The sequence below is a fragment of the Flavobacterium cutihirudinis genome (genome assembly GCF_003385895.1).
GTDB lineage: Bacteria > Bacteroidota > Bacteroidia > Flavobacteriales > Flavobacteriaceae > Flavobacterium > Flavobacterium cutihirudinis.
In genome coordinates this window covers 435,538-460,259 of the sequence record NZ_QRDQ01000009.1, presented here as the reverse complement: position 1 = coordinate 460,259, position 24,722 = coordinate 435,538, and the positions used below count along the sequence as shown (strand labels likewise).

The window sequence follows — 24,722 nt, the reverse complement described above, 5'->3', positions numbered from 1 at the left end:
GATTTTTAAATTTTAGATTTGGATTTTTCAATTTGTGTCTTATCTTTCTTTAATTTTACGATTTTAAAGTTTATTTTAATGAATTATACAAAAGAACAGATTTTGGCGCGTTGTAATGAGTTTTCTAAAAACACCTTAATGGAGACGCTAAAAATTGAATATATCGACGCCGGAGAAGATTTTTTAACTGCAAAAATGCCTGTAAATCCGAGTGTTCATCAACCAATGGGATTGTTGCACGGCGGAGCTTCTGTAGCCTTGGCAGAAAGTGTAGGAAGTGCGGCTTCTTTCTTTTTTATCAATCCGAAAGAGCAGGAGGTAAGAGGCATCGAAATCTCGGCAAATCATCTAAAAAGTATTCGCGAAGGTTATGTTTTTGGGACAGCCAGAATTATTCATAAAGGAAGAAGTCTTCATTTATGGGAAATTAAAATTACCGATGAAGAAGGTAATTTGGTTTCGCTTTGCAAATTGACGAATATGGTTTTAGACAGAAAGAAAATTTAAAACAAGCATTTTCCTTTATTTATGATTCAGAAAAATACAGCATCAGTTTCCTCGACATTTAAAAAGATGACCATTAAAGCGATTCTTTCGATTATCTTCTTTTTTATAGTTTACCTGCTTTTAATTTTATCCGGAATTGGACTTACTTTTGCGGCGGGTTTTGTAGGATGGAAAATTATCATTACAAAACCAACTTTTATTACTGTTATGCTTGGCGCAGGATTAATGTGTATGGGACTTTTGGTTTTGATTTTCCTATTCAAGTTTATGTTTGAAAAAAACGTAATTGATAGTTCGCATTTAGTTGAAATTACAAAAGAAGAAGAACCTAAACTTTTTGAGTTTATTCAGGAAATTGTAAATGCTGTAAAAACAGATTTTCCAAAAAAAGTTTATTTATCTTCAGATGTGAATGCATCAGTTTTTTATGATTCTAATTTTTGGAGCATGTTTTTGCCAATCAAAAAAAATCTTCAAATTGGTGTGGGACTTATAAACTCAGTTTCAGAATTGGAATTAAAGGCGATTCTGGCTCACGAATTTGGTCATTTTTCGCAACGAAGTATGAAAGTGGGCAGTTATGTTTATAATGTAAACAGGATTATACATAATATGCTTTATAACAATGATTCATACAATTCGATTGCGCAAAGCTGGGGAAGTGTGAATGGTTATTTTGCATTTTTTGCAGGAATAGCCGTTAAGATTGTTCAAGGAATTCAATGGATTTTAAGACAGGTTTATCAAGTTGTAAATTTGAGTTATTATGGTTTGTCCAGACAAATGGAGTTTCATGCAGATGCTGTGGCGGCAAGTGTGACAGGATCTCAGCCATTAATTACATCTTTATTGCGTTTGGATTTAGCAAATCATTCTTTTAACAAAGTTTTGGATTATTACGGTAATAAAATTTCAGAATCAATAACAACCAAAAATGTTTACGAACAGCAAACTTTGGTAATGAACTTTATAGCAGGTAAAAGTAAATTGCAGATTCAGAACGATTTACCGCAATTAACAACAGATTTCTTGAACAGATACAATAAATCTAAACTTGTCATTGAGAATAAATGGGATACACATCCTAGTATTGAAGACAGGATTTTGGAGTTGGAAAAATTAAATTTTGTAAAATCTCAAGAGAGTAACAAGCTCGCAACATCTCTGTTAAATAATCGTGCAGATTTGCAAAGCAAATTTACGGAAAAGCTTTTTTCGGCAGTTTCGTATTCTGAGGCTGTTGTGTATAACCAAAATGAAAAGTTTTTTGAAGATTTTGAAACTCAGTTTTTATCAGAATCATTTAATGAAATTTACAATCATTACTATGATAATAAAAATCCGGATCTGGAAGCTTTTGAACTGCATGCGAATGAATCTGTTTTAAAATCGGATAAGAATGAGCTAAATGATTTATTTAATAATGCAGCAATTGATTTGGTTTATTGTGCTATTTCTTTGGAAAATGATATTGCTATTTTGAAACAGATTTTATGTGGAGATTTTAAAATAAAATCATTCAATTATGATGGACACAAAATCTTGTCGAAAAATTGTGGCGAATTGATCGATAGATTAGAAATTGATTTAAAAGAAATTAAAAAGCAAATCAAAGAAAATGATATTAAGATTTATTCGTATTTTTTCGGATTAGCAAACAATCAAAATAAGCAAGAAGAACTCAAAAAATATTATGATGTTTTTTTTGAGCAAGACAAAAGCTATGATGAAAAGTTTCAATATTATATCAAAATCGTAAATGCTTCAGACTTTATGTATCATACATTGCCTTATGATGTAATAAAAAGAAATATGGATTTACTTAATACAGAAGAAGAAATATTTAAGACTCAGATTCAAAAAATGCTCGAAGATAATCTGCATAAAAATGCAATAACGGTTGATATGAGAGTTGCATTTAATAAATATTTATCTGAAGAATGGAGATATTTTAGCGCTAATGTATATGTAGAAGAAAATATAGCAATATTATCTCAGGCTATACGAGATTATCAAATTGTTCTATCAAATACCTACTTTCAAACAAAAAAAGAACTCTTAGATTTTCAGGTTCAACTTTTACAAAAACATGAATAATTTTTTCTTAAAAATAAAAAAACATAAAGAACAAAATTTGCCTTTTGTACTTTATTCAAAACCCAATACAACAAATCTGGTTGGTATTTTACAGCAAAATAACACACTGTTTAAAGTTTCTGACTACAGTGAAAAAGGTTTTGTTTTTGCTTCTTTTGATGAAAAACAATTAATTCTGATTCCAGAAAACGAATCAGAAATTATTACAGTTGAAAAAGTCGCGACTTCATTTGAAACCAAAGAAATTGAAGATTTAGGTTTTGATCCTGAAGCTAAATTTCAATATGAATATTTGGTTGCTCAAGGAATTCAAGCGATAAAAAACGAAGAATTCAAAAAAGTAGTTTTGTCGAGAAGTGAAGAAGTGCCTTTGTCTGAATTTGATTTTATTGAAACTTTTCAGCACTTGGTTCAATTGTATCCAGCGACTTTCTGTTATTGCTTTTTTCACCCAAAAATTGGAATGTGGATGGGTGCAACTCCGGAAAAACTTCTAAAAGCAAACGGAAATGTTTTTGAGACTATGGCTTTAGCGGGAACGCAAAAAGATAATAACCAAACAGAAATCGTTTGGCAGCAAAAAGAAAAAGACGAACAGCAATTTGTAACTGATTTTATTGTAAAGCGACTTAGAGAATTTACAGCTTCGGTTGTGGTTTCTGAGCCTTACAGTTTAAAGGCCGGATCAATCTGGCATATTAAAACCGATATTTCGGGAGTTTTAAAAGGTAATTCAACTTTAGAAGAGGTTGTTGATACGCTGCATCCAACTCCCGCAGTTTGCGGACTTCCAAAGAAGAAATCAAAGGCTTTTATTTTAGAAAATGAAAAGTATGAAAGAACTTTTTATACCGGTTTTCTAGGAGAATTAAACAGCAGTTTTTCCGGAGAAAATTCAAGTTCCGATTTATTTGTAAATTTACGATGCATGCAGATTCAGGAAAACAAAGCCATTCTGTATATGGGCTGCGGTATTACAAAAGAAAGTATTCCAGAAAAAGAATGGGAAGAAAGCGTCAATAAATCGATGACGATGAAGAGAGTATTGAAAATAAAATAAAAATAAGTTTGCAGTCGCAGTCGCAGTTTTCAGTTTTGCTGAGACTGAATACTGCGACTGTAAACTGTCACTAAAATATAGATAATGAAATTAGACATATTAGCATTTGGTGCGCATCCTGATGATGTAGAATTAGGTTGTGCGGGAACCATTTTAAAAGAAGTTTCCTTAGGGAAAAAAGTAGGTATTGTAGATTTAACGCGCGGCGAATTAGGAACGCGTGGAACAGCTGAAATACGAGATCAGGAAGCAAAAGACGCAGCAAAGATTTTAGGTGTTCTTGTGAGAGAAAATTTAGCAATGCGTGATGGTTTTTTTACGAATGATGAAAAGCATCAATTAGAGGTTATAAAAATGATCCGAAAATACAAACCTGAAATTGTATTATGCAATGCAATTGACGATCGCCATATTGATCACGGTAAAGGAAGTAAATTGGTTTCTGATGCTTGCTTTTTATCGGGTTTGATGAAAATCGAAACTTCTGTCGATGGAGAGAAACAAGAAGCGTGGAGACCAAAAGTTGTTTATCATTATATTCAATGGAAAAATATTACTCCAGATTTTGTGGTAGATATTACTGGTTTCGAAAAAAAGAAAGTAGAAGCAATTTCAGCATATAAAACACAATTTTACGATCCAAATTCAAGTGAACCTGCAACGCCTATTACAAGCAAAAACTTTTTTGAAAGCTTAAATTATCGTGCGCAGGACTTAGGACGACTTGTTGGGAAAGATTTTGCTGAAGGTTTTACAGTTGAAAGATGTTTGGCAGTCAATAGCTTAGAAAATTTGATTTAATTTTTATGAAAATTTTTCATTTTTTTCTTTGTAGAACTGAACCTTTGTTCTATATTTGCACTCGCTAAGCAAAAATGGTGGTTGTAGCTCAGCTGGTTAGAGTAGCGGTTTGTGGTGCCGCGGGTCGCCGGTTCGAACCCGGTCAGCCACCCAGATTTAAAGCCTTGAAGAAATTCAAGGCTTTTTTTGTTTTCGGTCGAAAACAAAAAAAATAAAATTCCAATTTTTTGAAATTCCAAATTCCAAAGTATACAATTTTGGAATTTGGATTTTTTTTTATTGGAATTTCATAAAAAAAAGCACAACTGCTAAGTTGTGCTTTTCTTGGTGGTTATTATATTTGGTTTCTGTATTATTGAATTTCTTCAAAGGTTGTCCCTTGTTTAATATCGCCGGTTTTAAAACCTTTTTTAAACCAGTACATTCTTTGTTCGGACGATCCGTGGGTAAAAGAATCGGGAACAACATGTCCCTGCATTTTGCTTTGTATAGCATCGTCACCAACAGCATTGGCAGCACTTAAAGCCTCATCAATATCTCCCGTATCTAAATTTTGCTGATTATAATGTGCCCAAACTCCAGCGTAAAAATCGGCTTGAAGTTCCAGTGCAACAGATAGTTTATTGGCTTCAGCTTCACTTTTTCCCTCCTGTGCCTGACGCATTTTTGCAGATGTACCTAACAAAGTCTGAATATGATGACCAATTTCATGCGCTATAACATACGCTATTGCAAAATCGCCTCCTTTAGCGCCAAATTTAGTTTTAAGTTCTTCAAAGAAACCTAAATCCATATATACTTTTTGATCGCCCGGACAATAAAAAGGCCCGGAAGCTGAAGATGCTCCGCCACAAGCGGTATTAACAGAGCCTCTAAAAAGCACTAATTTTGGTTTTTTATAGGTCATGCCGTTTTCCTCAAAAATTTTGCTCCAGATGTCTTCATTATCTGCAAGAATAACGCGAACAAAATTGCCCATTTCTTCGTCTTCCTTACTTAAAGGAGCGGCAGTTTCGGTTTGAGTTTGTCCGCCTTGAATTTGTTCCAATGCTGATCCTACAGTTTGGCCGGTTTCTCCACCAAAAACGTTTAATAACAAAATTATGATACCAATAACACCTCCGCCAACAGCGACTTTTCCGCCAGATAAGCCTCTTCTGTCTTCAACATTATCGCTTTGTCTTCTTCCTTGCCATTTCATAGTAAATTGAATTTTAACTTTTTGGGTTTTGTTTAGTACTAAATTATATATTTTTTAGCAATAATAAGTTGCTTGATACATTTTTGTTTGCACTAATCTAACCATTTTCGCAAAGCTTCTTCTACAGTGCCACGAATTATTGGTTTTGAGATGTAGTCGTTCATTCCCGCAGAAAGGCATTTGTTTCTTTCTTCTTTTTCGGCACCGGCTGTTACTGCTATTATCGGAATGTTCTTTCCGTTTTCAGTTACTCGGATTGCTTTTGTAGCTTCATAACCATTCATAATTGGCATCTGGATGTCCATGAAAACTAAATCGGGCTTAATGCTTTCTATTCGGTTTACAGCTTCATAGCCATTTTCGCATTCATAAATAATGCAATTGATATTTAGGTTTTTTATAATTGTTTTCAAAAGAAGCATATTTACCTTGTTGTCTTCAACAATAAGAATGACTGCTTTTTTCTGGTTTGAAGTATAATTAAAAGTATGTTCCTGGTTGTTTCGATTGACAATTTCTCTGAATTTTTCGCTTACTATTTCGTTGCTGATTTTTAAGTTTAAATCAAAGAAAAAATTACTTCCTTCATTGATTTTGCTGGTCAATTGAAGGCGACTTTCCATAAGGGCTAATAATTGATTCGAAATGGTCAGTCCTAAACCTGTTCCGCCAAATTTTCTGGTTGTAGAACTGTCTTCCTGAGAAAAAGCTTTGAAAATTTTCTTTTGGTTTTTTTCTAAAATTCCGATTCCGGTATCTATTACAGCAAAACGAATCAGAAAAAAATCATCTGTTTTCTGCTCAAGTACGGTTACATTAAGTTTTATAGTGCCTTCGTGCGTAAATTTTACCGCATTGGACAAAAGATTGATAAGAATTTGTTTTAAACGAACAATATCTGTCCAAATGTATTTTGGTACATTTTGGTCTATATTAAGCTCTAGTTTAAGTTTTTTTTGGTTGGATTCGAAAAGAATCAGGTCGAATATCTGGCCCAGAATTTTTTGAAGATCGTACAAATCAATGAAAAGCTCAAGTTTTCCGGCTTCAATTTTCGAAAAATCAAGAATGTCATTGATGATTTCCAGCAAAGAATGAGCAGATTGATTAATTGTCGTCATGTACTTTTCCTGAATTTCTTCAAGATTGGTTTTCATCAGTAAATGTGTAAATCCTATAATGCCGTTTAATGGCGTTCGGATTTCGTGAGACATGTTGGCAAGAAAATCAGATTTAGATTTATTAGCAGCCTCTGCGAGTTCTTTCGCTTTAATAGCATCTTCACTTTCCTTGATCTTGGCCTGATTTCTATTTCGGTCTAAAGCCGATGAAATATTGTTTGCCAATGTCTGGTAAATATTAATCTCATCGTCGGTCCATCTTCTTTCTTTCGTACAATCATCAAAGCCAATGAAACCTGAAAAAATATTGTTAGTGTATAATGGTAAAATTAGGATTGACTTAATCTCATTTGCGAGTAATAATTTTTTAAAAAAGGTTTCGTCCAGATTTCTGGTTAGTGTGTTTAAGATTTTTTTGTTTTGAGAATGAGTAACAATTTCCTTTAAATTTTCTTCTGTAAAACTTTGTAATTCTGTTATTTGGTTTTGAATGCCTTCTTTTGACCATTTATGTTTCTGACTTATCAGATTGGTCTCAAAATCTTTTTCATAATAAAAAATATGATCCACTTTTGAAGCTTTTCCAACAATGTCATAGGTTTCCTGAAACATTTTTTTTGGACTCTGACTTAATAAAAACTTTTCTGTACATAATGCTAAAGCAGAAAGTAATTCACTTTTTAGTTCGAGTTTTTTCTCTGCTTTTAAACGCATTTGAGAAGAAATTGCCAATGAAATTACATCAGCAATTGTTTTAGCATAGTTGATATCTTCATTATCCCATTCCCGTTTTTCTCCGGTACTTTCAAAACAAGCGACTCCAGCCAGTTGTCCATTTAGAAAAATAGGAACATCGAGCATCGATTTTATCTTGTTTTTGGTAAAGTAAATTTCCTGAAATTCCGAAGTTTCCAGTTTATCAAAAACGTCGGGTGCATTTATAATGGCTTTACTTTTTAAAGTATCAAAATAAATCGGATAGGATTCTTTGTTTAGAATATTTTTATCTTCTAATGTTTGATTATCTCTACTAAACAGATTTTTACAGGTAATAACATCTTCAGAAAATTTCCAGAAACTTACCCGATTTGCCTTTGAAACAAAAGCAGCTTCTTCAATTATAAAGTTGATAACATTTGGCAAATTATCAAATTCACGAAAATCAGTAGTAGATAATTTTTTTGTTGAATTGTTATAGGCTTCGATTTTTTCTAATCGTCTGCGCTTTTCGTTTTCTATGTTTTTAATTTTTGTAATATCTCTCGCGATACCTGCAAAACCGGTTGTTTCGCCCAGATCATTTTTGCGGACAATTACTTTTTGTGAAATCCAGAGTTCCTCTCCGTTTTTCTTTAAAATAGGAATTTCAATTGTTGGGTAATGACCTTCATTTTGTTCCAAATTTTCATAAAAATCTACAGCATTTTTAATGTAATCTTCATGTATGAAATTTGAATAATGTTGTAACAGAACCTCGCTTTCAGAATACCCCAGAATTGCAAAGCCAAATTCGTTGATAAAGGTAAAATGACCGTCACTGCTTATTTCGAAAATAATATCTGTTGCGGTCTGAATTAAGTTTTTGTATTGATCCTGAACAATTATCTGCTCCGTAACGTCCTGACCAATACTGATAATTAAATTCTCGGAGAATTTTTTGTCCTTCCACTGTATGTATTTGTATTCTCCTTTTTTAGTTTTTAGTTTACGAATATATAAACGGTTGTCAATATAGTTTTTATAGTGATTTTCAGGATTAAATTCGGAATCTTCTGTTAAGTTCCAAAATTCCATTTCAAGAACTTCATCCCGATTATAACCCAAGATTGAAGTGATGGTTTCGCTGCAAAACAATAATTCTCCCTTTTCATTTGTAGCAATAGTTAGAGAGTTTCCTTTGTGTACAATCTCATTTGAAAATCTGAAATTATCTCGATTATTTAATAAAACGGCATATTTTACCTGATTGATAATGAAAATCAGAATGCAGAAATTGATTAAAAGTACAGATGATTTAGTCGGAATGGAGTGTAATACAATTGTTGAAATCAGAAAAATGAAAACAAGTGCAACGAAAAACCAGTAAATTTTTATGGGTTTGAGAATATTGTAAGAGAAGAAAAATGAGATTAAAAATACGATTACCGGAACTACATCATTTGAAAGGTGAATAATGTTGTAGGCGACATAACTTATATAGATAAAGAAACAAAAGATGAAAATTTGCTGAATTTGATCTCTCAGCCACTTTATTTTATCAGTAATCAGATAAATAAGAAGAACCACACAGCCAATAGAAACATTAACAAGTAATAGGCTTTTAGGTCTTATTTTGAAAATTTCATTTATAATTTCAATTACTATAACCGCAATTCCAAAGAATAAAATATACAATTGATACTCTTTGCTTATTGTCTCAGTCTCTTTCTTCTTTTCGATAAAATAACCAATCTTGGCTTTTATTTTGAAAAACTGATAAACTAAAAGTGATAAAAATGCAACAAGAGATAACCCTAAAAGTATAAGTTTAGGGTTGTTATAAAAGATAATATCCGGATTGAAAACATACCAGTTTTTAATAATTATTTCCAGGTTATTGCCAACAGTGGCAAGTCCTGAAATGAATAAATCATAAAAACTATAGTTCTCTACCATAGATTTTGGGGTGTTGTGGTTTAGTAACTAGCATTTGAAAATTCTAAAAAGAGTAGGTTAGGCTCTTTTTGATTCGAATTTTCGATTTTATTCTAAATCATCTGAACGTCCAATCGAATCGATTGAGTCCTCTTGTTCTTCAATAGTAAAAATGGCAAAATAGGTAGCATATGTCATTGAAGTATTGTAAGCAAGTGTAAAGAGTATTCCGATACCACAAGCAAACGCTCCAATTAAAGAACCTAAATAACCCACAATAAACAAAACAAAAATCATTAACGGATTTCTTGCAACCACAATTATACTCGACTTAATTGCATCTAAGGCATTTAGTTTTCCAAAAATGATTAAAGGAACAGTCAGGTAAGTAAAAAAACTTATAAATCCTGAAAGACCTGCTCCAAGAAATATAAAACCAGCACTCTCAATTGCATTAGAAATGGCAGAACTTACCGTTGCTAAAATTAAAGTTGCCGTGAATATCTGTATGAAATAAGGAGCTCTATAAAATGTAAAAATTGTAGAAACATTGAATTCTTCATCTTTGTCTGCACAATCGGCCATTTTTAAGAAACCGGCACCAAAAGGAGCAATTAAAGCGGTTACAAAAGCTACGCCAACAGTCGAAAGAAGCAATTGAGGGATTGAAAGATTTTGCACTTCAAGGCCGTTCAATAAATCTTTTGAGATTGTTTCGATACCAAAAAAAGTTGCAATGACACCAAAAATCGCGATCCCGAAAATAAATGAAAAAAGTAAAATTATTAAAGCTGAGTAAAGTGATATTTTTTTAAAATTTTCGAAAGCATGGTCAAAAATTGGCGCAAAATTTAAGCTGTAACCATTTTTTTTGATTTTTTCGATTTGATCAAGTGTAGATTTCATTTTGGTAATAAAATTGTTTTTATATTCTTGTAATTTCAGTTAAAAACTTCTGACGTAAATATAATATTTTTTATCAATCCAATATGAAAATCACGAAAACATTACGAAAATGTTTTCGTAGGTTACAACCAGTCCAGTAAACGTTTAAGTGAGGTTAATTTGTCTTTGTAAGGAGCATATCGCATTGGCAGATCGAGCCAGTTTGCTTTTTTGACAATCGCTTTATGATGAGAAAATATATCAAAGCTTAATTGACCATGATAAGCTCCGATTCCGCTATGTCCCACACCGCCAAATGGCAAACGTTTGTTTGAGAAATGTACAACAGTGTCATTTATACAGCCTCCTCCGAAAGAATATGAAGTAATCATTTTTTTTGCAAACGCATCGTTTTCACTAAAAACATAAAAAGCCAGAGGTTTTTCGTAACGACTTATAACATTTTCGAGTTCTGATTCTGTTTCATAAGTTAGAATTGGTAAAATTGGGCCAAAAATTTCTTCTTTCATTACAGGACTATCAAGACTTGGTTCGTCAATAAGTGTTGGTGAAATGTAAAGATGGTCTGCATTGGTTTCGCCTCCAAAAATAATTTTATCGCGTTCAATCATACTGTCCAGACGCAGCCAGTTTTTGGTATTGATGATACGCGCAAAATCTGGTGATTTGTCTATTTTTTTGCCATATGCTTTTATAATTTCATCCATTAAGAATTTGATGAAATTTATTTTCATGTTTTTCTGAACCAAAATATAATCCGGAGCAATACAAGTCTGACCGGCATTCATAAATTTCCCCCAAACAATTCTTTTGGCAGCAAGTTTCAAATTTGCTGTTTCATCAATTATACAAGGGTTTTTTCCTCCAAGTTCTAATGTTACTGGGGTTAAGTTTTCAGCAGCAGCTTTTGCTACAATTTTACCGACAGCCACACTTCCGGTAAAGAAAATATAATCCCAACGTTTTGCGAGTAGTTTATTAGAGACTTCAATGCCTCCTTCAAAAACTTCAACATGATTAACATGAAATGTTTTTTCGATAATTTTCGCAATAATTGCCGAAGTATGCGGAGTAAGTTCTGAGGGTTTTAAAACCACTCTGTTTCCGGCAGCAACGGCAGAAATTAAAGGACATAATGCCAATTGAAATGGGTAATTCCACGGAGCAATGACTAAAACATTTCCGTAAGGTTCTTTGTAGATATAATCGGTTGAAGGGAAATTGAGTAGGGAAGGAAAAACATTTTTCGGTTTTGCCCACGCGTGGATATTTTTAATCGTGTCTTTTAATTCCGAAATAACATAATTTGTTTCGGTTAAAACAGCTTCAAATTCAGGTTTTTTAAAATCATCATACAACGCTTTAACAATTAGATCTTCGCTTTTCTGGATGTTGTGCAATAATTTTTTAAGCGTTTCCTTTCTGTATCGGATGTCGTTTTTGTAGTCCATTTTATGATTAGCTTGTTTTTTTCTCTATGCAAGTTAATCACTAATAATTAAAAAATTAACAATTATATCATAAAATCACACCGCATTCCAAATTGTTTCATCTGGCGTTGGTGCTATAATTGTAATGTTTTCTTTTGATACAGGATGAATAAAAACCAATTTTCTGGCATGAAGATGTATGCCTCCGTCAGGATTGCTTCGGTCAGCGCCATATTTTAAATCGCCTTTTATTGGAGAACCAATTGCCGACAATTGCGCTCTAATTTGATGATGACGACCCGTATGAAGATTTATTTCTAAAGCGGTATAATTTTGAAGTTCTTTAATTATTTTGTAGTCCAGGCTTGCCAGTTTACTATCCGGAACTTCTTTTAAATGCGCTTTTGAAGTATTATTTTTTTCGTTTCTTTTTAAATAATGAACCAATTTGGCGCTAGCTTCCAAAGGTTTGTTTTTTACAACCGCCCAATAAGTTTTCTTAGTTTCACGATTGCTGAACAATTCGTTCATTCGGGATAAAGCTTTGCTGGTTCTGGCAAAAACCACAATTCCGGTTGTTGGTCTGTCCAAACGATGAATTACACCGAGAAAAACATCACCAGGTTTATTGTATTTTGCTTTAATATATTCTTTCACAACATCAGACAAAGGTTTGTCTCCCGTTTTATCTCCCTGTACAATATCGCCTACACGTTTGTTAACCACAATAATGTGATTGTCTTCGTGCAAAATTTGTAAGTTATCTTTATTAGAAAGAATTTTCATATTAGACTTGCTTAGATTTTTAGACTGACTTAGACTTCTTAGAATTTTTAGATTTATAATAGAGTTGCTCTAAATCTTGACGTCATTTTAGTTATTTCTTCCAACATATTGATTAATTCATAGGTGTTTTCTTCATTAATAAAACCTAGATCCGATGAAGTTAGAAGTTGTGTTTCAACTTCATAAGCTGATCCAATTGCAATTTCTAAAAATCTTGCAAAATCTTTGTTGGAGTTTCTTGAAGAACCTTCTGCTATATTTGAAGGAATTGAAACCGATGCTCTTCTTAACTGATTAATTATTCCAAACTTTTCTTCATTAGGAAATGTTGCAGTTATCGAATAAATTTTAGAACAAAATAATCTGCTTTTTTTCCAAATTAAAAGCTCTTTAAATTGATGCATTTTTTAAGATTATTAAATTTTTAGACTGACTTAGACTTCTTAGATTTTTATTTAAGACTTACTTAGATTTGAAATTAATTTAAAATTTTTAGATTTAAAAATATAAAACATAAGTCTAAGGAGTCTAATATCTAAGAAGTCTAAGAAAGTCTAGAAATTAATACTGTTCCCCTGCATTAGGAAAATCGCTTGACTTCACATCGGCAGCATATTGTCCAATTGCTTTAGTCATTAATTCATATAAATTTAAATAACGACGCAAGAAACGCGGGCTGAATTCATTATTCATTCCCAACATATCGTGAATTACTAAAACTTGCCCGTCGACACCGCCTCCGGCACCAATTCCGATAACAGGAATAGAAATACTGTCGGCTACTTTTTTAGCAAGATCAGCAGGTATTTTTTCCAGAACTATTGCAAAACAACCAAGTTTTTCAAGAATTTTAGCATCTTCAATTAATTTTTCTGCCTCTTGTTCTTCTTTTGCTCTAACAGTGTAAGTTCCGAATTTATAAATAGACTGAGGCGTTAAACCTAAATGTCCCATAACCGGAATTCCAGCGTTTAATATTTTTTTGATTGATTCTTTAATTTCTTTTCCGCCTTCTAATTTCACAGCATGTCCGCCACTTTCTTTCATGATTCTGATAGAAGAACGTAATGCCTCTTTTGGATCTGATTGATAACTTCCAAAAGGCAAATCAACTACAACTAACGCTCTATCGACAGCGCGAACTACAGATGAAGCATGATAAATCATTTGATCTAAAGTAATTGGCAAAGTTGTTTCATGACCCGCCATCACATTTGATGCAGAATCGCCCACTAAAATCACATCAACACCAGCAGTATCAACAATTTTGGCCATTGTATAATCGTACGCGGTAAGCATAGAGATTTTTTCTCCATTGCTTTTCATTTCAATTAATGATTTGGTAGTGATTCTTTTATAATCTTTTTTAGCAACTGACATTCTGTAGTGTTTTAGTTTTTTGTAATGATTTTAAAAACAGTGTTTGTCTTTAAAACGTGATTTTAAGTTTGCAAAATTAAGTAATAAATTTTAACAATCGGCCATATTTACCGCAATTGCCAATCCGCCTTCAGAGGTTTCTTTGTATTTGGAATTCATGTCTTTAGCCGTTTGCCACATCGTATTGATTACTTTGTCTAAAGGCACTTTTGCGTTTTTTGAATCGGTTTCAAGAGCTAATTCTGCGGCGTTTATGGCTTTAATAGCTCCCATCGTATTTCTTTCGATACATGGAATCTGAACCAAACCTCCGATAGGATCACAGGTTAAACCTAAATGATGTTCCATGGCAATTTCGGCAGCCATTAAAACTTGAGCTGGAGTACCGCCCATTAATTCGCAAAGCGCCGCCGCCGCCATTGATGACGAAACACCAATTTCAGCCTGACAGCCACCCATTGCAGCCGAAATTGTCGATCCTTTTTTGAAGATGCTTCCAATTTCTCCCGCAACCATTAAAAATTGTTTGATTTCTTTTTCGCCTGCATTATGGTTTTCAATTACCATATAATACATTAAAACGGCAGGAATTACACCGGCACTTCCATTTGTTGGTGCCGTAACGACTCTTCCTAAAGAAGCATTTACTTCGTTTACCGCCAAGGCAAAACAGCTAACCCATTTTAGGATTTGGCGGAATTTAACTTCCGTTTTTCTGATTTCCTGCAACCAGGATTGTGGATCTGTATAATTGGATAAGCCAATCAAATTTTGGTGCATGTCAAAAGCTCTTCGACGCACATGAAGTCCGCCCGGAAGAATTCCTTCAGAGTGACAGCCAATGTACATACACTCCAACATCGTATTCCAAATGCGCATTAATTCTGAATGAATTACTTCTTCAGAACGCATTGATTTTTCATTTTCATAAACAATTTCAGAAATCGATTTGTTTTCAGAAATCGTATAATTCAAAAGCTCAACCGCATTTTGAATCGGAAACGGGAAAGCACATTTTATAACCTCTTTTATTTTGGCATTTTCACGTTCTTCTTTTACAACAAAACCGCCCCCAATCGAATAAAAAGTAGATTCATATTCCGAATCATCATTTTTATAAGCAGTAAATCTTAAACCATTGGCATGAAAGGGTAAAAAGTCTTTGTTGAAAACAATATCCTGCAAAAAATAAAACGGAATTTTATATTCATTGGCAAGATTGATCTCGTTATTATCTTCAATATTTTTGATAATTCCGGCAATATTATCAACGGGAATATATTCGGGATCTTGGCCACTTAAACCAAGCATAACAGATAAATCTGTTGCGTGACCTTTTCCGGTCAGAGAAAGAGAACCATATAAATCGACTTTTATTCGCTTTACCTGATCTAAAATTGCTTCACTTTTCAGCTCTTCCAAAAAGCGTTCAGCGGCCCTCCAGGGACCCAAAGTATGTGAGGATGAAGGTCCAACACCAATTTTAAGCATATCAAAAACAGAGATACATTCTTCCATTGTTTCATTTTTGTTAAGACAAAGATAATTGAATAATGCAATGATGAATCGATTTTGATTGTTAATGTTGAGCTTTTGTTAAAAATGATATTAAATATTATTAATTCGGCAATGAAATAAATTTAATTGCTTAATATGCAGTTTACGTAGAAAGTTAGTGTTTTTTCGGTATTTTTGTAGAGAGCCTTACACTAAAACAGCTTAAATTGTTTGGTATAATTAAAAATTACTTCAAAGAATTTCTTTTTGAATTCTGAAAATGTCTTTTTGCGATTACAATACCACAAAGCATAAAATTACAATATGATAGAATTTTTCAGGCATTTTTTACACGAATTCGAATTACCCCTCACTAATCCAGTATTGATTTTTTCTTTAATACTTTTTATTATTCTGCTGTCTCCAATTTTATTAAAAAAGATAAATATTCCGGGGATAATTGGATTAATTATTTCAGGAGTTATCATTGGTCCGCATGGTTTGCATCTTTTAGAAAAAAATTCGGCTGTTACTTTATTTTCAACAATCGGACTTTTGTATATTATGTTTATTGCAGGACTTGAGTTGGATATGAATGAATTCAAAGCAAATCGAAACAAGAGTTTACTATTCGGTTTTTTTACTTTCATTATTCCGCTTTCTATTGGTTTTCCGGTGTGTTATTATTTACTGCAATATGATTTTAATGCTAGTTTTTTAACGGCAAGTATGTTTGCGACACACACTTTGGTGGCGTATCCGATTGTGAGTAAATTAGGAATTGCAAAAAATCAAGCCGTTGCCATAACTGTCGGTGGAACAATTTTGACCGATACTGCTGTTTTGATCATTTTGGCAGTAATTATGGGAAGTAGCCAGGGTAACTTAAATCAGGCATTTTGGATAAAATTGACTGTTTCATTAGCGATATTTTCCGCGATTATGTTTTTAGTGATTCCGAGAATAGCCAAATGGTTTTTCAAGAAATTGGAAAGTGAAAAACACGCTCATTATATTTTTGTACTTTCAGTCGTTTTCTTTGCTGCCTTTTTAGCCGAAGTAGCGGGAGTAGAGCCTATAATTGGTGCTTTCGTTGCCGGTTTGGCATTGAATCCTTTAATTCCACATTCATCGGCTTTGATGAACCGAATCGAATTTATTGGGAATTCATTGTTTATTCCCTTTTTCCTGATTTCTGTTGGAATGTTGGTTGATGTAAGCGTCATTTTAAGCGGACCTACGGCATTAATTGTAGCAGCAACCTTAAGTGTGGTTGCTATTTTTGGAAAATGGACAGCAGCTTTTTTTACGCAGTTCGTTTTTAAATATACCAGAACCGAAAGACAGCTTATTTTCGGATTGAGCAGTGCGCACGCAGCGGCAACTTTGGCTGTAATTTTAGTGGGTTTTAAAGCCAAAATTTTAGATGAAAATATTTTAAATGGAACTATTATTCTGATTTTAATTACATGTATTGTAGCTTCTTTTGCAACTGAAAAAGCGGCCAAAAAAATCGCAATTTGCGAGGAAGAAATTTCTCATGAAGATGCAGATAAAGATCAGATTCTCGATGAGCATATTTTAATTCCGTTAGCCAAAACTTCTGCGACAGCTAGTTTATTGGATTTTGCGCTTTTGATTAAAGATAAAAAATCATCAAATCCGGTTACTTTATTAACGATTGTACCGAATAATGATCAGGCTGAAAAAAATATTTTAAAGTATCGAAAAGCAGTTGATAAATTCGTTATTCAGGGATCAGCTTCAGAAGTAAAAATAAATACAATTGCAAGAATTGACCATAATCCGGCGAGCGGAATTGCGAGAACTTCTAAAGAAATCATGTCGGATATTGTGATTATTGGCTGGCCGAAAAAGACTGGATTTCTGGATAAAATTTTTGGAGAAAATGTAGATTCGATTATCAACAATGTCGATAAAAGCTTATTTATCTGTAGGTTTCCAACTAATTTTATTGAAGAAAAAAGATTGGTTTTCATTTGTCCGCCATTTTCTGAAAGAGGAATTGGATTTCAACTTTTATTACAGAAAATCTGCAGATTATCTCAGGAATTAAGTATTCCGATTGTACTTTATGCCGATTACAAAACTCATCAGGCTATTCAGGCAATTGCCAATAACCTTAGATTAAATGCGAAATTAGGCTTTAAAAGTGTTATCGAATGGGATAATTTTGAAGCTATTTCAGACGAAATAAAACCAACTGATTTAATTGTTTTCAATTTATCGAGAAAAGGTTCCGTTTCTTATCAGTCTATTTTCGAAAGAATTCCGCAGAAATTCGAGAAATTCTTTAATGATAACAATATCATTCTGGTTTATCCGCAAGACGACCGAAAAGAAAGTGCTATGGATGCCTATGAAGATTTTACAGCAACACCATTGACAAAAGGTTTAGAAGCTATTGAACAAATTGGTCGTGGTTTAGGGAATATTTTGAAGAAAGGATAAAATATAGACTTTAATTGTAGAAAAGTATTTTGAGTAATATAAAAGAAGATTACATCAGAAAACTATCTCAGATAATTGAGATTGGGAGACTGATTATAGAGAAATCGAAATATCTTGATGTAAAATCAAAAAAGGCATTCGTTAATTCTGGAGATGAATATCTGAAAATAATTAATGAAAAGTATTGTACTCTTACACAGCTTAAATCAATTAGTAAAATGTTTTTGCCTTTTTGGAATGAAGCAATTGGTGTTGACATAGAATTGTTTTGGATTGAACTCAAGAATCACAATCTTGATTTTGAAAGAAAGGATGAGTTGATATTTGCTCTAGCAAAGAATAGGTTTCGACGTGTCGATCAAGGATTTTCAGCTCGAAATAATTGGGAGGAAATGAAAGATATGAAATCTCTAAAAGATAGATTTTTAGATTCTGAAATTGAGCAAATAGGAAAAATAATAGAAGTAGACGAAAGCAAAAGAGTTAAGATTTTAAAAAAATGTCTTGAAAAAAAACAAATTCCCCAAAGTCAATATTTGAAATTTGGGGAATGTTGGGCCTATTTATCTTATTGTAATTTGCTTGAAAAATATTTTGATCAAGAGCAAAAAGATGAACTTTCCGATATTCATAGAAATTTTAAATCTGTTTAGATATTTGTACCATGCAACACAAAATCAAATCAATCCGTCCCTTTATCGGAGCAAAAAACTTCGAAATATCGAGAAGCTTTTATCGTGATTTAGGATTTGAAGAAATAGTTTTAGCTCATAATTTTTCGGTTTTTAAAAATGATGAAACAGCATTTTATCTGCAAGATTATTATGCAAAAGAATGGATCGAAAACACCATGATTTTTCTGGAAGTTGATGATACAGAAAGATATTACAACGAACTTGCAGCATTAAATCTTCCCGAAAAATATGAAGGAGTAAAACTAACTCCGGTAAAATATTTAGATTGGGGAAGTGAATGCTTTCTTCACGATCCTTCTGGCGTTTTATGGCATTTTGGAACTTTTAAAAAGTAATGTTTATTGCCACAAAGACGCCAAGGCGCAAAGTTTTTAAAGATTGAAATCTTTTACGTGAATTGTATTTTCTTCACGCTGATACCAATCGTTATAAACCAGTTCTAAATTTTCGGCTGTAAATTTCCCAAAATCATAATGACGAAATTTATCAGCAATCTCAATTATCTTTTTCGGATTTTGGAGTGGTTCCTGAAAACGCATAACCGTCGAATGTGCCGTCGAAATACTATAACGACTATCGATACTTTGTTCTAAAGGTGATTTTTTGAAATTTTCGCGTAGCTTATCTCTTAAAACATTTAAAGATTCGTCTGTTGGAAATCCCTGAATCATTATCGCAGAAGGTGAAGCTGTAATACCTCTAAATTCGATTTTAATTTTATCTAAATCAGTCAAACTATTTTGAACGATTTCAATATAATCCTCGACTTTAATTTTATCTAAAGTAAAGCCTTCATAACAAGAAATAATCGAAAGAACCGTAATATGAATATCCGAATCCGGATAATAATATTGTTCTGGTTCAATGGTTTTTAATTCATCTAAAAACAACTGAATATTTGCTTTGATTTCCTGTGACGGACGAATCAGTAAAGTAAGTCCGAAGCGTGAATCAGATGTATTATTTATTTGAGAATCTAAATTGTAATTTCCTTCTAAAATGGCTTCAGAAGATTTCTTGTAAAGTTGATTGTAATGTTCTTGTAAATTCATTCTAAAAATTATTCAGCTTCAAAAACAGATTTTAAAAGCTGTTGTAAATCATGTTTGTTATTTTCTCCGCCGCCTTTCCATTTACCAATAATAATTCCGTTTTTGTCAATTAAAACTTTATGCGGAATTCCGTTAACGAAATAATCTTTATCGATCGTGCTTTGATTTTCTAAAATTGAAATGTGCTTCCAGGATTCAATTTTTTCTTTTTCAATAGCTTTTTTCCAAAGATCTGATTTTTCATCTTTCGTAATGCTAATAATTTCTAAACCTTGTGGCTGATATTTTTTATACAATTCTTTAATGTATGGCAATTCTTCTCTGCAGGGTGCGCACCAGCTCGCCCAAAAATCAATTAAGATGTATTTTTCGCCTTTAAAATCGGTGAGAGAAATAGTTTTAGTATCAATATCTTTTAGACTAAAATTTGGAGCAATGCTTCCTACTTTACTTTGGTTGAAATATTTCAATTTCTCGGACATTTCTTTCCCTTCTTCAGAATTTTTAATTTCGGGAGAAAAATTTTGGAAAACATCCACATAAGTATCGTAAAAATTCATACCAGTAAAACGACCTACATTTCTTCGCATTAATTTTAAGGATGCTAAAGAATTTGGATGTTTCTTAGCAAAAATAAAATCAAGTTTTAATTCATTTATAGCATTTTGATCTTTCGCATTTTCTAAACTATCTAAACGAAGTATTAATTTATTTTTGATAACGGAATCTATCTCGACTTCAATTTTTTGATACACTTCTTTCTGTAGTTTAACAATAGAATCGTTAATTATTCTTGTTGGTTTGTGTAATTCCAGAATTTCTTTTTCTATAGTAGCTTCATCCTGAGCGAAAATGAAATGACTTGAAAACAATGAAAAGACAAAAAAGAAAAAGTGCAGTTTTTTCATAGATAAAGATTTGATCCAGCTTTAGCCGAATATAAGAAAGATAGTTGAAGTAAATTTATTTCTTTTTCGCTTTTTCAAGATTTTCCTTCACTCTGAATTTTACGATTTTTGTAATCAAATCATAAGGCATTTTCTCTTTTAAAGGAAATTGTACAGAACCTTTTCCAGATTTATATTTCGAAAGTTCAGCTGCGAAAGCTTCATGTCCGCTTGGTAAAGCATAAAGTCCAATGTGATTTTTAAAGGCAGCAAAATAAACAACAATTCCATTTTGCTCAAAAGCCGGCATCGAATAACTGATTTTTTCTTTAGCCTCTGGCGCTGCTTTCTGAATTGTCATTCGTACTTTCTCCAAAATTTCCTGAACATCATTTGGAAATCCGCCAATGTATTCGTCTATGTTTTCGGGTTTTTTAACTTCCATGATTTTATTTTTTTTGTTTCAAGTTTCAAGTTTCAAGCTTCAAGCTTCAAGTTCTGCTCGAAACCTGAAACCTGAAACCTGAAACCTGAAATTTTAAACGCATTTATGCTAAACCTTTCGGAAATCTATCCAGAACTAAATTAAGTTGCAATTGGTGTTCTAAATACGCTTTTGCACCTGCTAAAACCAAAGTAAAACCTTCGGTTGAATTTCGAACCTGATCGATTATTTTATCAGTATCTCCTTTTAAACCGGAATTAGTGATACTCACAAAAGTCTCATTTTCGTTCAACGGACTAAAAATCCACTCTACTAAAGTAATTTCATCCGGATTTCCCCATTCAATTACAATCTTTTTATTTTCCTGTAAGACCAAAGTCGTAACCGAAAGCGAAAAACCATACATTTCCCAAGTCCATTCGGTTTTTTGATTTTCTTCTAATTTTCTCGAACCTTTAGTAAACCAAAATTTACTTGTGATTTCGGGATCAATAAATGCCTGAAAAACTTCTGAAACCGGTTTTCTAATTAGCATTTCAGCTTTTGCGAATTTGTTGTTTTCTGTTTTCATGTTGTTTCGGGTGAAAATTATTGGAAAGTAAATATAACGCTTAATTACTTAATTTACGTGCTTCTAGTGAACCACTTTTGATTTATGATTTTTCTTTATCAATCCATTTTCCAACAGTAGGAGCAACGTAATTTTTCATTTTATCTAACAAATCGTCAATATTGTCGCTCACTAAAAGCATTTGCTGATTAACTTCTTTCAGTAAACCTTTTTCAACCATATTTTCTGTTAATTGAATCAGCGCATCATAAAATCCGTTAATATTCAAAATTGCAATAGGTTTTTTATGCAGTCCCAGTTGCGCCCAGGTAAGCATTTCAAAAAGTTCTTCAAGTGTTCCAAAACCGCCCGGAAGCGCAATCACACCATCAGACAAATCATTCATTTTAGTTTTTCGTTCGTGCATGCTTTCCACCAAAATCAATTCGGTTAAACCTAAATGTGCTATTTCTTTAGAACGCAGGAAATTTGGCAAAACGCCAATTGCTTTTCCGCCTTCATTTAAAACTCCATCCGCGACAGCACCCATCAAACCTACATTTGCGCCACCGTAAACCAATTCTATGTTTTCTTTAGCTAAAGTTTTTCCAAGCAAAGTGGCTTGTTCTTTATAAATTTCTTCGGTACCAAAACTTGATCCGCAGAAAACTGTTATTCTTTTCATTTGTTTAGTGTTAGATGTAAAATGTTAGTTGTTAGAATAGTACTTCACAATTCATAATTTACAATTTTCGAAGTTCATATTCAAAATAAGGCACATCGACTCCATTAATGTTAAACATTATATCATTTGTTTTTTCAGCTCCGAGTTTTAAAACGGCTTTTTGAGAACGAAAATTTTCTGCTCCAATATGAAAAAGTACCGAATCAACATGCTGAAAAGCATAATCAATTAATAATTTTTTGTTTGATTTATTATAAGGTCCGCCCCAATATTTTCTTGTAATAAAAGTGTAACCAATTCCAACACTGGATTTTTCGGGATTGTAATCGTAAAAACTGGTTGTTCCCATTATTTCATTGGTTTGTTTGTCAAGAATTAAGAACGGACTTTTTGTAACTATGATGTCGAAAAACGTTTTAAAACCGTCTTTTGTATATCGGTCTTTTACAGGATTCTGTTCCCAAATCAAAGGATCGGAAGCGGCTTCAAATAATGCTTCAAAATGTTTTTCTTCTAACGGAATTAATTTTGTGATTTCGTTTTCTAAGAAATCGGGCTGTAAATTGAAATTATTTGTTGACATATTTTTTTGTTTTTTTAGTGATTGATAACACCAAGTTTGTCATTTCGAGGTACGAGAAATCTCCGCAATCCCGAAGCTTCGGGACGCAGCGAGAATCCAATCTTTGTCGCGCTACTTGTGGAGATTTCTCGTACCTCGAAATGACAAGATTATCTATAAACATACTTATAAGAGAATCAAATCCGTTTAATCTGTACACATGAAACGTTTTCCATTTTAACTTGTTTCGCTATTTTTTTTAGTAAGCCTGTTTTAAAATCTCTTTTAAAAACAACTACATTTCCACTAATTACATTCGAAGTAATTAGAAATTTTCCTGTTTCATCAATTGCAAAAATTCGCGGATGTTTTCCTAGAGTTGATTGATAACCAATGTGTTTTAAAAGACCGTTTTCATCAATAGAAAAAATAGCAATATTATTTTCTTTTCCTCTATTTGTGGCGTAAAGAAATTTTCCATCAGGAGAAATATGAATGTCCGAACTTTCAAAACCTTCTTTTATTTTATCAGAATGTGTAGCAATGCGCTGAATTTTACTTAAAGAGCCGTTTTCATATTTATAAACACTTATTTGGCCCGCCATTTCTTCAATACAATAACCAAATTTTTGATTTGGATGAAAAGTAAAATGTCTTGGACCAGCTTCTAAATCCGTTTTGGTGAAAGGATTTTGAGTTTCGATCAAAGGTTTTTTCTGATTTTCATCGAAAGCATAACAGCGAATTTTATCGGCACCTAAATCGGGTAAAAACAAATAATCAAACTGAGGCGAGAATACAGCCGAATGTATATGCGATCGGGTTTGTCGTTCTTTGTTAATACTTCCGTCTAGATATTGAAAATTTTGTGCAATCGAATCAATTTCTCCGTTTTCTAAAAGCGGATAAACAGAAACACTTCCCTCAGTATAATTAGCATTTACAATCCATTTACCGCTTTTATGAACCGTGACATAAACCGGGTTTTCACCACCACTTCTTTGGCTGTTCAAAAAAGTAAGGCTTTTATTTTCAGGGTTAAATTCAAAACTGCTGATACTTCCCGCATTTGGAGTTTTGGTGTCGGTGCAGGCGTAAACATACTTTCCATTTGGCGAAACGGTCAAGTATGACGGATTAATTATGTTTTTCGCCGAAGCCGTTTTGGTTAATTTTCCGCTAATAGTATCTAACTGATATACCTGAATCGCCTCCGCCGTTTTATCTCGGTTAAATGAACCCAGAAAAACATACGTATTTTGAGCAATAAGGTTTAGGGGTGCCAGAAAGGCAAGTGCTATAAAGGTTATTTTTAGTTTCAAGTTTTCTTGTTTCAGGTTTTTTTATAAAATAAATTGGTATCTAAATCCGAATACAGGAAGTTCTCCTTGCATGAAGTCCAAATCTTCAGATCTTTTAAAACCAATATTTTCATACATTCCCCAAGCGGTTTTCATTGCTAAAGTGGAATGAATTATAAGCTGTTTTCGTTTATTTAAATTTGCTTTTTGAATGCATTCTAAAGTTAAAAGCTTACCAATTCCTTTTCCTCTTGCTGTAGCATCAACGCCAAGCAGACGAAATCCTGCCGAATCCTTTTCTTGTGTTGCAATCCCGCCGGAACCATAATATTGCATGTCGTTAAAATATACAACTGCGCCTAAAATCGTATTGTTGTCATCAACAGCAACCAAAAGTTCAGTATCGGGAAGTTTAGTAAAATCGCCAATATTGGCCAACATTTTATAATAATTAGGCTGTTCATTTTCTTTCGGAAAACCTTCTAATGCCGAATAAACGCGAATTAAAAGTTTTCCAATTTCTTCAAATTCTGAAGGATTTGCGTTTCGAATGGTATAGTTGTTCATTTTTTTGTTTCAAGTTTCAGGTTTCAAGTTCTGTACAGATTGTCAGGCTGAGCGTCCCGAGGCTTCGGGAGAAGCCCGCGCTCAAA

23 protein-coding genes and 1 tRNA gene are annotated in these 24,722 nt (G+C 32.9%); 8 read left to right on the top strand and 16 right to left on the bottom strand.

What is annotated here, in order from left to right:
- Positions 1–78: 78 nt before the first annotated feature.
- The 5 genes from BD847_RS12850 to BD847_RS12830 all read left to right on the top strand — a co-directional run bounded on the left by BD847_RS12850 (position 79) and on the right by BD847_RS12830 (position 4,616).
- The gene (locus BD847_RS12850; protein WP_115888671.1) at positions 79–507 is read left to right on the top strand and encodes a PaaI family thioesterase; all 429 of its coding nucleotides are present in this window, start codon (positions 79–81) and stop codon (positions 505–507) included.
- A 66-nt stretch (positions 508–573) separates the two neighbouring features.
- Positions 574–2,604, top strand: a complete 2,031-nt coding sequence (locus BD847_RS12845; protein ID WP_167443861.1) for a M48 family metallopeptidase — start codon at positions 574–576, stop codon at positions 2,602–2,604.
- Positions 2,597–3,664 (top strand): chorismate-binding protein, encoded by a 1,068-nt coding sequence (locus BD847_RS12840; RefSeq protein ID WP_115888669.1) that lies wholly within the window; start codon positions 2,597–2,599, stop codon positions 3,662–3,664. Before BD847_RS12845 ends, BD847_RS12840 begins: the two co-directional genes overlap by 8 nt.
- Before the next feature lie 84 nt (positions 3,665–3,748).
- Complete coding sequence (bshB1, locus tag BD847_RS12835; RefSeq protein ID WP_115888668.1) at positions 3,749–4,465, top strand: bacillithiol biosynthesis deacetylase BshB1; 717 nt, start codon at positions 3,749–3,751, stop codon at positions 4,463–4,465.
- 77 nt (positions 4,466–4,542) lie between these two features.
- Positions 4,543–4,616: transfer RNA gene (locus BD847_RS12830), tRNA-His, on the top strand.
- 201 nt (positions 4,617–4,817) lie between these two features.
- Here the strand turns inward: BD847_RS12830 and ypfJ are convergent.
- The 8 genes from ypfJ to BD847_RS12790 form a co-directional block, all read right to left on the bottom strand.
- Positions 4,818–5,666, bottom strand: coding sequence for a KPN_02809 family neutral zinc metallopeptidase (gene ypfJ, locus BD847_RS12825; RefSeq protein WP_115888667.1), 849 nt, complete (start codon positions 5,664–5,666; stop codon positions 4,818–4,820).
- A 92-nt stretch (positions 5,667–5,758) separates the two neighbouring features.
- Positions 5,759–9,442, bottom strand: a complete 3,684-nt coding sequence (locus BD847_RS12820) for a response regulator (RefSeq protein WP_115888666.1) — start codon at positions 9,440–9,442, stop codon at positions 5,759–5,761.
- An 87-nt stretch (positions 9,443–9,529) separates the two neighbouring features.
- A complete protein-coding gene (locus BD847_RS12815) occupies positions 9,530–10,327 on the bottom strand; it encodes a DUF2189 domain-containing protein (RefSeq protein ID WP_115888665.1) in 798 nt (265 codons plus the stop codon).
- Positions 10,328–10,449: 122 nt separating this feature from the next.
- Positions 10,450–11,778: an aldehyde dehydrogenase gene (locus tag BD847_RS12810; RefSeq protein WP_115888664.1), complete on the bottom strand. Its 1,329-nt coding sequence runs from the start codon at positions 11,776–11,778 to the stop codon at positions 10,450–10,452.
- A 75-nt stretch (positions 11,779–11,853) separates the two neighbouring features.
- On the bottom strand, positions 11,854–12,543 hold the full coding sequence (locus BD847_RS12805) for an RluA family pseudouridine synthase (RefSeq protein WP_115888663.1): 690 nt from the start codon (positions 12,541–12,543) through the stop codon (positions 11,854–11,856).
- Positions 12,544–12,596: 53 nt separating this feature from the next.
- Complete coding sequence (locus BD847_RS12800; RefSeq protein WP_115888662.1) at positions 12,597–12,947, bottom strand: four helix bundle protein; 351 nt, start codon at positions 12,945–12,947, stop codon at positions 12,597–12,599.
- A 157-nt stretch (positions 12,948–13,104) separates the two neighbouring features.
- Positions 13,105–13,923 (bottom strand): 3-methyl-2-oxobutanoate hydroxymethyltransferase, encoded by an 819-nt coding sequence (gene panB / locus BD847_RS12795; protein WP_115888661.1) that lies wholly within the window; start codon positions 13,921–13,923, stop codon positions 13,105–13,107.
- Between the two features lie 90 nt (positions 13,924–14,013).
- Complete coding sequence (locus BD847_RS12790; RefSeq protein WP_115888660.1) at positions 14,014–15,441, bottom strand: L-serine ammonia-lyase; 1,428 nt, start codon at positions 15,439–15,441, stop codon at positions 14,014–14,016.
- Positions 15,442–15,744: 303 nt separating this feature from the next.
- Between BD847_RS12790 and BD847_RS12785 the strand changes: the two genes are divergently transcribed.
- The 3 genes from BD847_RS12785 to BD847_RS12775 are packed head-to-tail and all read left to right on the top strand — an operon-like array spanning position 15,745 to position 18,922.
- The gene (locus tag BD847_RS12785; RefSeq protein ID WP_115888659.1) at positions 15,745–17,892 is read left to right on the top strand and encodes a cation:proton antiporter; all 2,148 of its coding nucleotides are present in this window, start codon (positions 15,745–15,747) and stop codon (positions 17,890–17,892) included.
- Positions 17,893–17,921: 29 nt separating this feature from the next.
- Positions 17,922–18,545 carry a hypothetical protein gene (locus BD847_RS12780; RefSeq protein ID WP_115888658.1) on the top strand — a complete coding sequence of 208 codons (624 nt, stop codon included), beginning with the start codon at positions 17,922–17,924 and terminating at the stop codon, positions 18,543–18,545.
- 11 nt (positions 18,546–18,556) lie between these two features.
- A complete protein-coding gene (locus tag BD847_RS12775) occupies positions 18,557–18,922 on the top strand; it encodes a VOC family protein (RefSeq protein WP_115888657.1) in 366 nt (121 codons plus the stop codon).
- 36 nt (positions 18,923–18,958) lie between these two features.
- Here BD847_RS12775 and BD847_RS12770 read toward each other — a convergent pair whose 3' ends face one another.
- From BD847_RS12770 to BD847_RS12735, 8 genes are all read right to left on the bottom strand, one after another.
- The gene (locus tag BD847_RS12770; protein WP_115888656.1) at positions 18,959–19,639 is read right to left on the bottom strand and encodes a mutarotase; all 681 of its coding nucleotides are present in this window, start codon (positions 19,637–19,639) and stop codon (positions 18,959–18,961) included.
- Positions 19,640–19,647: 8 nt separating this feature from the next.
- Complete coding sequence (locus tag BD847_RS12765) at positions 19,648–20,547, bottom strand: TlpA family protein disulfide reductase (RefSeq protein WP_115888655.1); 900 nt, start codon at positions 20,545–20,547, stop codon at positions 19,648–19,650.
- Between the two features lie 55 nt (positions 20,548–20,602).
- Positions 20,603–20,971: an iron chaperone gene (locus tag BD847_RS12760; protein ID WP_115888654.1), complete on the bottom strand. Its 369-nt coding sequence runs from the start codon at positions 20,969–20,971 to the stop codon at positions 20,603–20,605.
- A 103-nt stretch (positions 20,972–21,074) separates the two neighbouring features.
- A complete protein-coding gene (locus tag BD847_RS12755; protein ID WP_115888653.1) occupies positions 21,075–21,542 on the bottom strand; it encodes an SRPBCC family protein in 468 nt (155 codons plus the stop codon).
- A gap of 82 nt (positions 21,543–21,624) precedes the next feature.
- Entirely contained in the window at positions 21,625–22,206 is a 582-nt protein-coding gene (locus BD847_RS12750) for an LOG family protein (protein WP_115888652.1), read from the bottom strand.
- 58 nt (positions 22,207–22,264) lie between these two features.
- Positions 22,265–22,789: a GNAT family N-acetyltransferase gene (locus BD847_RS12745; RefSeq protein ID WP_115888651.1), complete on the bottom strand. Its 525-nt coding sequence runs from the start codon at positions 22,787–22,789 to the stop codon at positions 22,265–22,267.
- A gap of 176 nt (positions 22,790–22,965) precedes the next feature.
- A complete protein-coding gene (locus tag BD847_RS12740; protein WP_115888650.1) occupies positions 22,966–24,090 on the bottom strand; it encodes a lactonase family protein in 1,125 nt (374 codons plus the stop codon).
- Positions 24,091–24,111: 21 nt separating this feature from the next.
- Positions 24,112–24,636, bottom strand: coding sequence for a GNAT family N-acetyltransferase (locus BD847_RS12735; protein WP_115888649.1), 525 nt, complete (start codon positions 24,634–24,636; stop codon positions 24,112–24,114).
- Positions 24,637–24,722 lie beyond the last annotated feature (86 nt).

Coding starts and splice junctions, on each gene's coding strand:
- BD847_RS12850 (WP_115888671.1), top strand. CDS start 79: ATGAATTATACAAAAGAACAGATTTTGGCGCGTTGTAATGAGTTTTCT.
- bshB1 (WP_115888668.1), top strand. CDS start 3,749: ATGAAATTAGACATATTAGCATTTGGTGCGCATCCTGATGATGTAGAA.
- BD847_RS12840 (WP_115888669.1), top strand. CDS start 2,597: ATGAATAATTTTTTCTTAAAAATAAAAAAACATAAAGAACAAAATTTG.
- ypfJ (WP_115888667.1), bottom strand. CDS start 5,666: ATGAAATGGCAAGGAAGAAGACAAAGCGATAATGTTGAAGACAGAAGA.
- BD847_RS12765 (WP_115888655.1), bottom strand. CDS start 20,547: ATGAAAAAACTGCACTTTTTCTTTTTTGTCTTTTCATTGTTTTCAAGT.
- BD847_RS12815 (WP_115888665.1), bottom strand. CDS start 10,327: ATGAAATCTACACTTGATCAAATCGAAAAAATCAAAAAAAATGGTTAC.
- BD847_RS12800 (WP_115888662.1), bottom strand. CDS start 12,947: ATGCATCAATTTAAAGAGCTTTTAATTTGGAAAAAAAGCAGATTATTT.
- BD847_RS12775 (WP_115888657.1), top strand. CDS start 18,557: ATGCAACACAAAATCAAATCAATCCGTCCCTTTATCGGAGCAAAAAAC.
- BD847_RS12770 (WP_115888656.1), bottom strand. CDS start 19,639: ATGAATTTACAAGAACATTACAATCAACTTTACAAGAAATCTTCTGAA.
- BD847_RS12845 (WP_167443861.1), top strand. CDS start 574: ATGACCATTAAAGCGATTCTTTCGATTATCTTCTTTTTTATAGTTTAC.
- BD847_RS12820 (WP_115888666.1), bottom strand. CDS start 9,442: ATGGTAGAGAACTATAGTTTTTATGATTTATTCATTTCAGGACTTGCC.
- BD847_RS12735 (WP_115888649.1), bottom strand. CDS start 24,636: ATGAACAACTATACCATTCGAAACGCAAATCCTTCAGAATTTGAAGAA.
- BD847_RS12805 (WP_115888663.1), bottom strand. CDS start 12,543: ATGAAAATTCTTTCTAATAAAGATAACTTACAAATTTTGCACGAAGAC.
- BD847_RS12810 (WP_115888664.1), bottom strand. CDS start 11,778: ATGGACTACAAAAACGACATCCGATACAGAAAGGAAACGCTTAAAAAA.
- BD847_RS12755 (WP_115888653.1), bottom strand. CDS start 21,542: ATGAAAACAGAAAACAACAAATTCGCAAAAGCTGAAATGCTAATTAGA.
- BD847_RS12785 (WP_115888659.1), top strand. CDS start 15,745: ATGATAGAATTTTTCAGGCATTTTTTACACGAATTCGAATTACCCCTC.
- BD847_RS12745 (WP_115888651.1), bottom strand. CDS start 22,789: ATGTCAACAAATAATTTCAATTTACAGCCCGATTTCTTAGAAAACGAA.
- BD847_RS12760 (WP_115888654.1), bottom strand. CDS start 20,971: ATGGAAGTTAAAAAACCCGAAAACATAGACGAATACATTGGCGGATTT.
- BD847_RS12750 (WP_115888652.1), bottom strand. CDS start 22,206: ATGAAAAGAATAACAGTTTTCTGCGGATCAAGTTTTGGTACCGAAGAA.
- panB (WP_115888661.1), bottom strand. CDS start 13,923: ATGTCAGTTGCTAAAAAAGATTATAAAAGAATCACTACCAAATCATTA.
- BD847_RS12790 (WP_115888660.1), bottom strand. CDS start 15,441: ATGGAAGAATGTATCTCTGTTTTTGATATGCTTAAAATTGGTGTTGGA.